Source organism: Lederbergia ruris (genome assembly GCF_018332955.1).
Lineage (GTDB): Bacteria > Bacillota > Bacilli > Bacillales > Bacillaceae_C > Lederbergia > Lederbergia ruris.
On record NZ_BORB01000005.1, the window covers coordinates 1 to 13047 of the forward strand.

The window sequence follows — 13047 nt, forward strand, 5'->3', positions numbered from 1 at the left end:
GAATCTACGGAAATGCATCAAAATCAATGGTATGGCAACCCTACCTATCTCTTATGGCCACAAGGCCAACAGCTTTGAAATATACGACGTTCTATGGCCAATTACCGGAACGCTGGCGAAGCTATTTAAATGAATGCACCGTTGAGGAGAAGAAAGAAGCTCTCAAACTATTATCAACATTACTGAAAGAACATAGTTTAGAAAAGGCAACAGAAGCGTTGGAGATAGCTTCTAAAAGGATCCATCCATCTTCCGAATCAATCAAACAGGTTTTCCATCAACTTATTCACGGGCGGGGTTATCGTGATACGTTGGAGATGAAGCCTAGCATCCCAGTCATGCCAGTCGCTGAGCGAGGGATTAAGAAATATGATGTCTTCTTTTCCTCTAAAAGGAGGCAGGCATAATGCATGAAATGATTCAGGAGTACGCAAAGCGATTAAAACTCAGCTGGATTCGTGAGAATTTCCATACGGTGAACATAGAAGATCCTCAACAATACTTATTAACACTTTTTGAAAAGGAAGTGAAGCAGCGTGAGGAGCGTAAGATAAACCTATTATTCAAAACGGCAACGCTGCCGAACGTGTCTGGCAATCCTTTTGATTGGACAGATATTCAATTGGGTCAGGGGTTAAGTCAAGAATCGGTATTAGAAGGAGAATTTATCGAGGCAAAGGAAAATATGATTTTTTATGGTGGAGTAGGTGCAGGTAAAACCTACCTCTCTACGCTCATAGGAATCAATGCCATACAGAAGTATGGCAAGCGAGTGAAGTTCTATACCGTTGCTTCATTGGCAAATGAGCTGTTGGAAGCGAATGAAAAAGGTACGTTGACCAGGCTGTTTAACAGAATAGATAAGCTTGATCTATTAATATTAGATGAGCTAGGCTATATTCCATTGCATAAGCAAGGTGCAGAACTACTGTTTCAAGTGATATCTATGTGTTATGAAAAACGGAGCATTATCATTACTACCAATCTTCAATTCGGACAGTGGAACCATGTCTTTGGCGATCCAATTCTAACGGAAGCCGTAGTGGATCGCCTAATCCACCACTCCCACCTCATTCTGTTTGGGGGTGAAAGTAAACGAATGAAGGAGTCTATGATGATGAAAAATTAGAGGTTGGCAAGTGGTTTACAAAAAGGGCTGCCGTTTCATGCATTTTACACTTGCCAAATACAGTTGTACTATTTCTATATGAATGCGCTTTCATAAAAAAGGAACAAAAGGGAGGAAAATGATGTCAAAATTCACGAAACTATTTGCTGTTTTTGTGCTGGGAGTAATGCTTATGTTAGCTCTGACCGCCTGTAAATCGGAACAAAGTGTAACGAAAGGTGAGGGTGAGAATAATGATGCTGGAGCAAGTGAAGATGATCCCATAGAAAATATTACTTTAAACATTGTTTATCCTGAAGCATGGGAAGAAAAGCGATTTAATGAGGAGATTAAAGAGCCGGTTGAAGCGGCATTTCCTCATATTAAACTAAAGTATTTAGATCAACCTATTGAGGATCTGCTGGCCAAGAAAATTATGCCCGACATTATCTTTTTGGGTAATCCTTCTGGTCTCCCTAATTTTACGGAACATGGATTAACGATGGATATGAGTGATTTAATTGAGAAACACAATTTTGATTTAAGTAGAATCGAACCAAGCCTTTTAGCTGAGTCACGGATGTTCGCCGATGGCAAACTTTACACGTTACCGTATACTCGAGGCGCCACGGTGTTGCATTATAATAAAGATATTTTTGATATGTTTGGCGTGGATTACCCAAAAGATGATATGACTTGGGACGAAATTATCGATTTGGCCGCTAAATTGACTGGGGAAAAGAATGGTGTGCACTACTACGGATTACAAATTCCGTATGCAAGTATTATGTTAGACCAGCGCGGCGTTCCAAAAGTGGATCCAGAAACAGATGAGCCTGCTTATACGAGTGAGAAATACATGCCACTTTATCAAGAGTATTTAAGAAAGATGGAACGTGTGTATTCGATTCCGGGTAATGTCCCGGAAGGAGATGATGATAGGGATCCTAGTATCGGACCGTTTTTCGGGGACCGGAACGTGGCGATGAATCCCATTTGGTCGCAGGTTGAACTTTTTTCAGAAGATGAAGATTTTAACTTTGATATTGTGACCTATCCTGTTTGGAAAGACCGCCCTGGTATTTCCCGGCCTTCAAGATCTGGAAATATCGGTGTCGCAGCATCTTCTGAACATCCCGATGAAGCATTTAAAGTAATCGCGTACTTGTTCACAGACGACGTCCAACGGGCGACGGCTCGAAAAGGTCGCGCATCCTCATTGGCCGACCCAGCAATAAATGATGACTTCCTAGGGGACTTAATCGAAGAACGCCCATGGATGGAAGATTTGAATATCAATGCATTGACAAAGCATTCCTATCCGACGGATTTAGATCACTTTTCTCCGTATGAGGAGGATGCCTATGCGGCTTTAGAAGAGAGGTTGCTAGATGGGGTAGATATTAATACGATTTTAAGAGAAGCACAAGAGGAAGCGGAAACATTGGTAAAGGAAGCGAAGGAAAAGAAATAGAAGAATCTTTACAAAAGTTTGAAAGTGCTAACCCAGGGCGCATAAAGTGAATGGGAAATACTTGAGTTTTGCATCCCAAAAACAGGCGCGAACACTGTGACTTATGATGGAATTTCTTAAGGTGTGCATCCTTTAAGTAGCAATAATTATTATGTTAACAGCCACTTGCTTTAGAGGTGGCTGTTTTAGGTTATATTCATTCTTTGCCTTCACCGAATTAAAAAACTGATTAAATTCTGTTTTCCTTTCCTATAATGGGAAGGGAGGTGGTTAAATGCCGGGAAGCATATTTTTACTTTTTGTTTGGATAATATGGATTTTTGCTACCTTTTTAATGGACAAACAAGAAGAACACCGATGGAAGATCGCTTTATTTGCACTTGTTATGATTATTTGTCTGCCGTTAAAAATTTCTTTTAATGGCTTTATGATGAGCGGACAAGGTCTTATTGTATTAATTGCTTGCTATATGATCATGGTAAAGCTATCATTTAAAAAGCAATTTATCTTACTCATCTCTATCTTTTCGCTCCTATTGGGATATACGGGACTCCGATTATTCGAATTATACGATCCAATTTTAATGATAGTGGACAGAAAAATTTTACTGGCCTTTTTATTAATCGTAGTAAGCTATTTTGTTTTCCCGTTCAATTTTTTGGAAAGAGTCTTGTTGGTTTGTCTCGGTGTTTTACAGGGGGAGTTTTTACTGGCCCTTATTTTATCTAAATGGAGAATCCCTTATTTAATTGGCTCTTTGGAAGTATTTGATATTTTATCCATCACTATTTTTACGATGATGATTGGTTTTATTTTTTCAAAGATTTTTGTATTAATGAAAGTAACTAAAAGTAAAAAAGTTTTGCATTAAATCGTCAATTTTTTATTTTCGTTGTTTAGAAATTCATAAAATGGTATATTGTGGATTATACGTCTAGCTTGAATATGTGTAATATCAGTAAGTGACAGGGTGCTAGCTGGTGAGCATGAAGAGAATAAAATGTATTTTGAAACTTGACCGAAACATGTATAAAAAAGATTTTGAATTTGACTTGAAGTGAGTGATGATGATATGGCCAAAGCTACCGTTGCAATTGTAGGGCGTCCCAATGTAGGGAAGTCTACAATTTTCAATAGAATTGTTGGGGAGCGGATCTCCATTGTAGAAGATTCACCAGGTGTAACCCGAGATCGGATTTATGGAACGGGTGATTGGCTTACACACGAGTTTCATTTAATTGATACGGGTGGAATCGATATGGGAGATGCTCCTTTTTTAGTCGAAATTCGTGAGCAAGCTGAATTAGCAATTGAAGAAGCAGATGTGATAATTTTTATAGTAAGTGCTCGAGAAGGTGTCACATCTACAGATGAGGAAGTTGGAAAAATATTATTCCGCTCGAAAAAGCCTGTCGTTCTAGCTGTTAATAAAGTAGATAATCCGGAGATGAAAGCAGATGTTTTTGAGTTTTATTCATTAGGTTTCGGCGAACCCTTCCCAATATCGGGCTCTCATGGACTCGGGTTAGGAGATATGCTAGATGAGGTTGTTCGGCATTTTCCTAGTGATTTGGAAGAAAGTGAAGATGAGGATATCATCAAATTTAGCTTAATTGGTCGTCCAAATGTTGGAAAATCGTCGATTGTGAATGCGTTACTTGGTGAAGATCGAGTAATTGTGAGTGATATTGCTGGTACAACACGAGATGCGACGGATTCTGCCTACGAGTTTGAAGGTCAGAAATATACGATTATTGATACTGCTGGGATGCGGAAGAAAGGAAAAGTTTATGAGAAGACAGAAAAATATAGTGTTCTCAGGGCTTTAAAAGCGATTGATCGCTCAGATATAGTTCTAGTTGTGTTGAATGGGGAAGAAGGAATCTTGGAGCAAGATAAAAAGATTGCTGGTTACGCCCACGAAGCCGGTAGGGGAATCATCATTGTTGTCAATAAGTGGGATGTTGTTGAAAAAGATGATAAAACTATGAAGAATTTTGAAGAGCAAATCAGAGCCCACTTTCAATTTCTTGATTATGCACCGATTGTCTTTGTATCGGCTAAAACGAAGAAGAGACTTATAACGCTGCCTCCTGTTATTAAAATGGCTAGCGAGAATCACTCTTTACGTGTCCAATCAAGTGTCTTGAATGAGATTATTATGGATGCGATTGCCCGTAATCCGGCACCAACAGATAAAGGCCGTAGGTTAAAAATCTTATACGCTACACAGGTTGGAGTCAAACCACCAACTTTTGTTGTTTTTGTGAATGACCCCGAACTTATGCACTTTTCTTATGAAAGGTTTTTAGAGAATCGGATTCGGGAAGCATTTGGATTTGAAGGAACTCCTATAAAAATGATTGCTAGAGCGAGAACATAAGACTTAACAACTATAGAGTAGGTGAACAATTTGGCTAATAAAAAAGAAAAACTTGCGGTGATTGGCGCTGGCAGCTGGGGGACAGCTCTTGCCCTAGTATTAGCTGATAATGGGCATGAAGTAACACTTTGGACGAGAAATGATTTGCAAAAGAAAGAAATCAATAGAAAACATGAGAACTCAAAATATCTTCCGGGAATTTCCTTGCCGGAAAATATTGTTGCTTCCACCTCACTGGAAGAGGCACTAGAAGAAGTAGGGACCGTTATCGTGGCTGTCCCTACAAAGGCAATCAGAGAGCAAATGAGAGCGATTCTTAAATTTCAACAAAAACCTCTCATTTTTGTTCATGTGAGTAAAGGAATAGAACCGGATACACTGTTACGTATTTCGGAAATGTTGGAAGAAGAGGTCCCAAATAAAATTCTTAAGGACATCGTGGTTTTGTCAGGACCGAGTCATGCGGAAGAAGTTAGTTTAAGACATCCTACAACGGTGACGGTTTCTTCTAAAAATATGGAAGCGGCAGAGTATGTTCGTGATCTATTTATGAATCAAAACTTCCGCGTTTACACAAACCCAGACATAGTTGGGGTAGAGATCGGGGGCGCCTTAAAGAATATTATTGCGCTTGCAGCAGGAGTGTCTGATGGTCTAGGCTTCGGTGATAATGCTAAGGCTGCCCTCATTACGCGGGGATTGGCTGAAATTTCTCGTCTTGGAACAAAGATTGGGGCAAATCCACTAACATTCTCCGGTCTGGCAGGTGTGGGCGATTTAATTGTTACATGCACAAGTGTCCATTCAAGAAATTGGAGAGCAGGAAATATGCTCGGACAAGGGCAAAATTTAGAAGATGTACTCCAAAATATGGGGATGGCCGTGGAGGGTGTAAGAACAACAAAAGCGGCTTATCAACTTGCTCAAAAGTATCATTGTCAAATGCCAATTACCGAAATGTTATATCATGTTCTGTTTAATAACGTGGACGCAAAAGAAGCTGTCGAAAGGCTAATGGCGCGACTAAAGAAAAATGAAATGGAAGACCTTGTGGATATTTTAAGTGCGCAAATGGAACAACATTAAGTATGGGCAAGAGATGATGCGTTATTAATTTTGATGCATATACTAAGTCTGAAGCGATATGCTTGAACTACTGGTATGGGTATTGGGTTGTCGTTATGGAGCAGGGGGGTTAAGCCTTGCTTCATATTTTTATGTGAAAATAAATAGTAATGGAAGTGTCATTAAGTTTTTATTTCTAGTTGACGAAAAATGTTATAATGAAAAAGACCTAAAGATTTGGCTTCTAGACAAATGTCAATCCATGAGAAGAAGAGTAACGGAGGAAAGATGATGTCAGTTTCAATGCAAAAAATGTGGATTTCCATTATAGGCATGGGATTATTCGCAGTAGCTATGTTTGCTATGTACCTAGTTCGTTATAAATTAAAAAATAAGTGGATGAAAGTGATAGCAGGTATTGTTGGTTGGGTTTGTTTAATTTTCGGAGGTTTTATTACATTATTTATTGTCCTGTCAGGACCGACTTACTAAATTTCACTAGATTCTTATGATTGGCGTACGCAGTTGAAAGGATGAACATCGATGCAATTACGGTTTATTATGCCATTATTACTTATATTAATATTATCAGGTTGTATGTATCCTGATGAGAGAAAAGCAGAAAATAAAATCCCGTACGAAGACCAACTTGAGTCGGTACAAAAGGCAGTGGATCAATACCAAGATGAAAAAGATGGGATTTTACCGATTAAAACTCGTGATCAAGATACACCTATATACATAAAATACCCCATTGATTTTTCGAAAATTGTTCCGAGTTATCTATCCTCTCCCCCGGGAAATTCTTTTGAGAGTGGAGGGATTTTTCAGTATGTACTAACCGATGTGGAAACAGATCCTACTGTAAAGTTAGTGGATTTAAGAATGGCTGAAAAAATAAGAGAAATAAAAATCAGGCTTCAATCACAAAAATATCCTCCATTTAAAGAAACGCTGGCAGATAACGTTTACTCGATTGACTTTTCGAAGTTAGGCTATAAAACCGAACCATATGTTACTTCTCCTTTTAGTCATAACAACTTATCATTCGTTATGGATGGAAAAGGAGAAATATATGTTGATTATATAAGTGATTTGTATCAATCGATAAAAGGCGATAATGAATCCTATCAAAATGGTGATAATATAATCGATATTCTTACGAAAGATTCTCCATTTGTTCCAGCTTATTCTTTGCCTTACACAGTGGATGAAAACAATGAACCGATTTATATGGCTAAATAGGAATATTCCTTCTTTCACTAAATATAATGTGGAAGAAGGATTTTTTAATTGGCAATAATTATGGTCATATGAGAATCGGACAACATCATAAACATATATTGACGAGCGTCTATTATGGTTTGTCCCTTGAACTTAATGATAGGAGGGAACCTCTTGGAAAAGGTGGATATTTTTAAAGATATTGCGGAAAGAACGGGCGGGGACATCTATTTGGGAGTAGTAGGAGCTGTTCGTACAGGTAAGTCCACATTCATTAAGAAGTTTATGGAATTGGCTGTTCTACCGAATATTAAAAGTGAAGCAGATCGAGCACGGGCACAGGATGAACTTCCACAAAGTGCCGCAGGAAGAACCATTATGACGACTGAACCGAAATTTGTCCCCAATCAGGCAGTCACTGTTCAGGTGGATGAGGGGCTAGAAGTGAATGTAAGGCTTGTAGATTGTGTTGGATATACAGTACCAGGTGCAAAGGGCTATGAAGATGAAAATGGCCCGAGAATGATCAATACACCGTGGTATGAAGACCCGATCTCATTTCACGAAGCAGCTGAGATTGGAACAAGAAAAGTGATTCAGGAACATTCAGTTTTAGGTGTTGTCATTACAACAGATGGCACGATTGGTGAGATTCCACGTAGTGATTATATTGAAGCGGAAGAACGCGTGATAGATGAGCTTAAAGAAGTTGGGAAGCCATTTATAATGGTCATCAATTCTTCCCGTCCGCATCATGCTGAAACAGAGGCACTGAGAAAGGAATTAGAAGATAAATATGATATACCTGTGCTCGCTATGTCTGTTGAAGGGATGAGAGAAGAAGATGTGATGAGTGTTCTTCGGGAAGCACTCTATGAATTCCCAGTACTTGAAGTCAATGTGAATTTGCCAAGCTGGGTAATGGTTTTAAAAGAAGATCATTGGTTAAGATCTAACTATCAAGAGGCTGTAAAAGAAACGGTGAAAGACATCAAACGGTTGCGTGATGTTGATCGTGTTGTCCAGCAATTCTATGAATATGATTATATCAATAATGCTGGATTGGCAGGAGTAGATATGGGGCAGGGGATTGCAGAGATTGATTTATTTGCTCCAGATGAACTTTATGATGATGTGTTAAAGGAAATAGTCGGAGTCGAGGTAAGAGGGAAAGACCATTTGTTAGAATTAATGCAAGACTTCGCGGATGCAAAGAGGGAATATGACCAAATCTCGGACGCTCTCATCATGGTGAAACAGACGGGGTATGGTATTGCCGCACCGTCCTTAGCCGATATGAGTCTGGATGAACCTGAGATCATTAGACAAGGGTCAAGATTTGGTGTTAGATTAAAAGCGGTGGCTCCTTCTATTCATATGATTAAGGTGGATGTGGAGTCTGAGTTCTCGCCAATTATCGGTACAGAGAAACAAAGTGAAGAACTTGTCCGCTATTTAATGCAAGACTTTGAAGATGACCCATTATCGATTTGGAATTCAGATATCTTTGGCAGAAGCTTAAGCTCACTTGTAAGAGAAGGTATTCAAGGGAAAATTGCCATGATGCCAGAAAATGCTCGATACAAGCTAAAAGAGACGCTAGAAAGGATTATTAATGAGGGATCAGGCGGCTTAATTGCCATTATTTTGTAAGGAAAAAGAGAAGCTTGTAAAGTAAATGAAATATGCATGTCTCGCCGCCAGGCGCTTGTGTTTTTCTTAAAAAGATGCCGAATTTGACGAAATTCGGCATCTTTTCCATTTTTCGTCGCATTAATTCTTGCTAACCGATATTTTATATGTTAATCTTTTAAACAGAATTGTTGATGAACCCCGATTATCAGCAGTTTTGATAGGATTTCTACCTTTTAATGTTTAGAAATTCATAAAATTGTTTACAAATGTAATAGTAGTTGAGGAACTTGTTTTCTCTATTTCTTAGGAGGAGGTGAATGGCATGAACAAAACTGAACTTATCAATTCTGTTGCTGAAGCAGCTGAGCTTTCCAAAAAGGATGCAACTAAAGCGGTTGATGCCGTATTCCAATCTATTCAAGATACATTGGCTAATGGCGATAAGGTAGCATTGATTGGTTTCGGAAACTTTGAAGTGCGCGAACGTGCGGCTCGTAAAGGAAGAAACCCACAAACCGGTGAAGAAATTGAAATTGCAGCTAGCAAGGTACCAGCTTTCAAACCAGGTAAAGCATTAAAAGATGCTGTCAAATAATATTTTTTACATACATTCTTGAGAAAGAATGTAGGAGGGAACTGTCCTATTTAGGCAGTTCCTTTTTATGTGCAAATCATTTGTGTTACTATGTACAGTAAAATAACTGATATTTTATGAAGATGATTTTACGATGGGCTCTTGATAAGTAAAAAACTAAGGGGTGTAATGATTGAAGGAACAATCGGATTTTATTATTATTAAATCGTTAGAAGACGGTGTGAATGTGATTGGATTAACAAGAGGTTCGGATACAAAATTCCATCATGCTGAAAAACTAGATCAAGGGGAAGTAATGATCGCTCAATTTACTGAACATACTTCTGCTATAAAGGTTAGAGGAGAAGCCAAGATTTTAACGGCTTTCGGTGAAATAAATAGTGAAAGATCTAAGTAGCTTCTTTATAGACAATCGCCATACACCATACCATTATGTTATAATAAAATTTGTGCACAAAGGAACATATTGATTAATGTGATAGAAATGAGGCTTAATTTATGGCGGTTTTTGATTATGAGCAACAAATTCATAACTTAAAGAAAAGGGTTGAAAAAAAGAGTTTTCATCCTTATTTCAGTCAATACGTAAAACCGTCGGTGATTGATGAAGATCGAATCCTTTTTTTGGCCTATTCTTTGCGAAATGCAGATATTTCAACAGAGGAAATGGATACATATATTTCTGCCGCCATGCTTGCTCATTATGCAATTGATATGCATGAGAAGGTAACAGAACGCGAGCTGACATCTGTCAAAGAAAAGCAATTAAAGGTATTGGCCGGTGACTACTATAGTGGCCTTTACTATAGTCTATTAGCAGGATACCAAAATATAGAGTTAATCAAAGACTTAGCAGATGCGATTAAGATTATCAATGAACAAAAAATAAATATTTTTCAGATGGGTGAGGGAAACAGTCATCTATTTATGAACAGCATAAAACAAGTAGAATCCATCCTTCTTACGAAGTTTAGTGGTCATTTTAATCAATCATGTCTTTATAATGAATTAATCGAGGAATTTCTATTCTTAAAAAAATTGTTAAACGAAATCAAAATGATGAAGCTGGGCAAAAAAAATCTCTTTTTCAAAAGCCTAGAAAATTGCTTCCTGCCTCATGTTCCGACAATAACTGAGCTTGAAAGTCTCTGTTTTAAGTATGCTACAGAATCAAAAAAGAAGCTTGAAGATATGATGATATCCTTACCTAACTTACCTTCAATTGTGGAAACACGATTGAATCAGATGAATAGTCATTACATAGATCTCTCAAGCCCGCGGGTGGAGGAAAGATAATGGTACAACCAAAAGAAGAGCATGTTCATAGTGTTTTTGAAAATATTTATCAAAATTATGACAAAATGAATTCTGTTATAAGTTTCCAACAGCATAAAAAATGGCGTAGGGAAACCATGAAAAAAATGAATGTCCAGCCTGGACAAGCTTGTTTGGACTTATGCTGCGGTACAGGGGACTGGACCATCGCTCTTGGAAAAGCAACAGGGACTGAAGGGAAAGTATTCGGACTTGATTTTAGTCATAATATGTTGCAAGTAGCGCAGGAAAAAATAAAGGCCGAGCAATTAGCAAATATTGAACTTATTCAGGGAAATGCAATGGAACTCCCTTTTGAAGATAATCAGTTTGATTATGTGACAATTGGTTTTGGGTTAAGAAATGTACCTGATTATGTGCAAGTGCTAAAAGAGATGGAACGAGTTTTAAAGCCAGGTGGGATGGCCGTATGCCTTGAAACATCTCAACCGAATCTCCCGGTGTACCGGCAAGCCTATTATTTTTATTTTCGCTTCTTGATGCCGCTGATGGGCAAATTCTTGGCGAAAAGCTTTAAAGAATATTCTTGGCTACAAGAATCGGCACGAGATTTTCCGGGAATGAATCAATTGGCACAATTGTTTTGGAGAGTAGGATTCGTGGATGTAATATACAAATCCTTTACCGGCGGAGTAGCGGCGGCCCATATCGGAATAAAAAAGAAATAATGACCCAGGTGGAAATGAAATGAAACTTAATTTAATAAATTCTCCCTTAAAAGCAGATTTAGAATTGATTGAAAATGAATTGGAACAGTCGATTCATTCCGATATTGATTTACTGCAGGAGGCGTCTATTCAATTATTAAAAGCTGGGGGGAAACGAATTCGCCCGATCTTTGTTCTCCTATGTGCTAAATTCGGGACCTATGAGATACATACTGTTAAAAATATAGCCATTGCGTTAGAACTGATACATATGGCTTCTTTAGTTCATGATGATGTGATTGATGAAGCGGATATAAGAAGAGGTCGCCCGACGATTAGCTATACTTGGAATGACAGGGTTGCAATGTACACCGGTGACTATATGTTAGCAAGATCACTCGATTATATGACGAATATTGAAGAGCCGATTGCACATCGTATTTTAGCAAAAGCAATTGTTGAAGTGTGTAAAGGAGAAATTGAACAAATTAAAGATAAATATCGATTTGATCAAAATATTCGGGATTATTTACGACGGATAAAGCGGAAAACAGCTTTATTAATCGCTGTGAGTTGTGAGCTTGGTGCTATATCAGCGGGTGCAGATGAAAAAACGTATAGAACCCTTTATCGGTTTGGCTACTGTATTGGAATGTCTTACCAGATCATTGACGATATCCTTGACTTTACGGCTACAGAAGAAACCCTTGGCAAACCTGCCGGAGAAGATTTAAGACAGGGGAATATTACTTTACCTGTCCTATATGCGATGGAAGATAAGCAGCTTCGAGAGCGAATTTTAAAGGTCAGTGAAAATATTGATAAAAAGGAAATGAAACAAATTATTAGCCAAATCAATAATTCCGATGCAATCGATAAATCATATGATTTAAGTCAAAAATATTTGAACAAAGCATTGGTTTTACTTCGTGATCTTCCCGCAAACTCCGCCAAAAAAATGTTACAAGACATTGCAAAATATATCGGCAAGAGAAAATTTTGATAGGATTGCCAATAATAGGAAAGAATGATATTATTTTGATAAGTTTTGTCAATTGTAATCGATTTTTTGCGGGGGGATAAATAAATATGGAAAAAACATTTTTAATGGTAAAACCTGATGGTGTTCAAAGAGGCTTGATTGGAGATATTGTATCGCGCTTTGAATCAAAGGGCTTTCAATTAGTTGGTGCAAAACTAATGTCGATTTCTGAAGAACTAGCAGAAAAACACTATGAGGAACATAAAGAACGTCCTTTTTTTTCGGACCTCGTTCAATTTATTACCTCTGGGCCGGTGTTTGCGATGGTCTGGCAAGGAGAGCATGTCATTGCAACGGCAAGACAAATGATGGGGACGACCAATCCCCAAGAAGCGGCACCGGGTACAATCCGTGGAGATTACGGTTTAATTGTTGGGAAAAATATTATTCACGGCTCTGATTCTGTGCAAAGCGCCGAAAGAGAAATAAAACTTTTCTTCCAAGAAGAAGAGCTTGTAGAATATTCAAAGCTAATAAATAATTGGATTTATTAATCTAATGCCGCCTGTTTCATTACAGGGGGCTTTTTAATCTGATTA

General features: G+C 38.2%; 14 protein-coding genes and 1 pseudogene. All 15 read left to right on the top strand.

Annotated features, from left to right (window positions below; translation table 11 throughout):
• Positions 1-407: pseudogene (locus tag KI363_RS03980) on the top strand (IS21 family transposase); the annotation flags it as partial.
• Complete coding sequence (gene istB, locus KI363_RS03985) at positions 407-1129, top strand: IS21-like element helper ATPase IstB (RefSeq protein WP_057989004.1); 723 nt, start codon at positions 407-409, stop codon at positions 1127-1129. The pseudogene KI363_RS03980 and the gene istB, both read left to right, overlap by 1 nt.
• A 121-nt stretch (positions 1130-1250) precedes the next feature.
• Complete coding sequence (locus KI363_RS03990) at positions 1251-2582, top strand: ABC transporter substrate-binding protein (RefSeq protein ID WP_212965578.1); 1332 nt, start codon at positions 1251-1253, stop codon at positions 2580-2582.
• Positions 2583-2856: 274 nt separating this feature from the next.
• Positions 2857-3453 (top strand): YphA family membrane protein, encoded by a 597-nt coding sequence (locus tag KI363_RS03995; protein ID WP_158322303.1) that lies wholly within the window; start codon positions 2857-2859, stop codon positions 3451-3453.
• Positions 3454-3654: 201 nt separating this feature from the next.
• Entirely contained in the window at positions 3655-4965 is a 1311-nt protein-coding gene (gene der / locus KI363_RS04000; RefSeq protein WP_158322304.1) for a ribosome biogenesis GTPase Der, read from the top strand.
• Between the two features lie 30 nt (positions 4966-4995).
• Positions 4996-6051 carry an NAD(P)H-dependent glycerol-3-phosphate dehydrogenase gene (locus tag KI363_RS04005; protein WP_158322305.1) on the top strand — a complete coding sequence of 352 codons (1056 nt, stop codon included), beginning with the start codon at positions 4996-4998 and terminating at the stop codon, positions 6049-6051.
• Between the two features lie 270 nt (positions 6052-6321).
• Positions 6322-6522 (top strand): DUF2768 domain-containing protein, encoded by a 201-nt coding sequence (locus KI363_RS04010; protein ID WP_158322306.1) that lies wholly within the window; start codon positions 6322-6324, stop codon positions 6520-6522.
• 51 nt (positions 6523-6573) lie between these two features.
• The gene (locus KI363_RS04015) at positions 6574-7275 is read left to right on the top strand and encodes a YphF family lipoprotein (RefSeq protein WP_158322307.1); all 702 of its coding nucleotides are present in this window, start codon (positions 6574-6576) and stop codon (positions 7273-7275) included.
• 153 nt (positions 7276-7428) lie between these two features.
• Positions 7429-8907: a stage IV sporulation protein A gene (gene spoIVA, locus KI363_RS04020; RefSeq protein WP_158322308.1), complete on the top strand. Its 1479-nt coding sequence runs from the start codon at positions 7429-7431 to the stop codon at positions 8905-8907.
• Positions 8908-9211: 304 nt separating this feature from the next.
• The gene (gene hbs / locus KI363_RS04025) at positions 9212-9484 is read left to right on the top strand and encodes a non-specific DNA-binding protein Hbs (protein WP_057988285.1); all 273 of its coding nucleotides are present in this window, start codon (positions 9212-9214) and stop codon (positions 9482-9484) included.
• A 172-nt stretch (positions 9485-9656) separates the two neighbouring features.
• Positions 9657-9881 (top strand): trp RNA-binding attenuation protein MtrB, encoded by a 225-nt coding sequence (gene mtrB / locus KI363_RS04030; protein ID WP_158322309.1) that lies wholly within the window; start codon positions 9657-9659, stop codon positions 9879-9881.
• A gap of 101 nt (positions 9882-9982) precedes the next feature.
• Entirely contained in the window at positions 9983-10780 is a 798-nt protein-coding gene (locus KI363_RS04035) for a heptaprenyl diphosphate synthase component 1 (RefSeq protein ID WP_158322310.1), read from the top strand.
• Positions 10780-11487, top strand: coding sequence for a demethylmenaquinone methyltransferase (locus tag KI363_RS04040; RefSeq protein WP_158322311.1), 708 nt, complete (start codon positions 10780-10782; stop codon positions 11485-11487). Before KI363_RS04035 ends, KI363_RS04040 begins: the two co-directional genes overlap by 1 nt.
• Before the next feature lie 19 nt (positions 11488-11506).
• Complete coding sequence (gene hepT, locus KI363_RS04045) at positions 11507-12469, top strand: heptaprenyl diphosphate synthase component II (protein ID WP_158322312.1); 963 nt, start codon at positions 11507-11509, stop codon at positions 12467-12469.
• Between the two features lie 86 nt (positions 12470-12555).
• The gene (gene ndk / locus KI363_RS04050) at positions 12556-13002 is read left to right on the top strand and encodes a nucleoside-diphosphate kinase (protein WP_158322313.1); all 447 of its coding nucleotides are present in this window, start codon (positions 12556-12558) and stop codon (positions 13000-13002) included.
• Positions 13003-13047: the final 45 nt, after the last annotated feature.

What these genes read in the sequence shown, in the direction of transcription:
- istB (WP_057989004.1), top strand. Translation starts at nt 407, where the DNA reads ATGCATGAAATGATTCAGGAGTACGCAAAGCGATTAAAACTCAGCTGG.
- KI363_RS03990 (WP_212965578.1), top strand. Translation starts at nt 1,251, where the DNA reads ATGTCAAAATTCACGAAACTATTTGCTGTTTTTGTGCTGGGAGTAATG.
- KI363_RS03995 (WP_158322303.1), top strand. Translation starts at nt 2,857, where the DNA reads ATGCCGGGAAGCATATTTTTACTTTTTGTTTGGATAATATGGATTTTT.
- der (WP_158322304.1), top strand. Translation starts at nt 3,655, where the DNA reads ATGGCCAAAGCTACCGTTGCAATTGTAGGGCGTCCCAATGTAGGGAAG.
- KI363_RS04010 (WP_158322306.1), top strand. Translation starts at nt 6,322, where the DNA reads ATGTCAGTTTCAATGCAAAAAATGTGGATTTCCATTATAGGCATGGGA.
- KI363_RS04015 (WP_158322307.1), top strand. Translation starts at nt 6,574, where the DNA reads ATGCAATTACGGTTTATTATGCCATTATTACTTATATTAATATTATCA.
- hbs (WP_057988285.1), top strand. Translation starts at nt 9,212, where the DNA reads ATGAACAAAACTGAACTTATCAATTCTGTTGCTGAAGCAGCTGAGCTT.
- KI363_RS04035 (WP_158322310.1), top strand. Translation starts at nt 9,983, where the DNA reads ATGGCGGTTTTTGATTATGAGCAACAAATTCATAACTTAAAGAAAAGG.
- KI363_RS04040 (WP_158322311.1), top strand. Translation starts at nt 10,780, where the DNA reads ATGGTACAACCAAAAGAAGAGCATGTTCATAGTGTTTTTGAAAATATT.
- hepT (WP_158322312.1), top strand. Translation starts at nt 11,507, where the DNA reads ATGAAACTTAATTTAATAAATTCTCCCTTAAAAGCAGATTTAGAATTG.
- ndk (WP_158322313.1), top strand. Translation starts at nt 12,556, where the DNA reads ATGGAAAAAACATTTTTAATGGTAAAACCTGATGGTGTTCAAAGAGGC.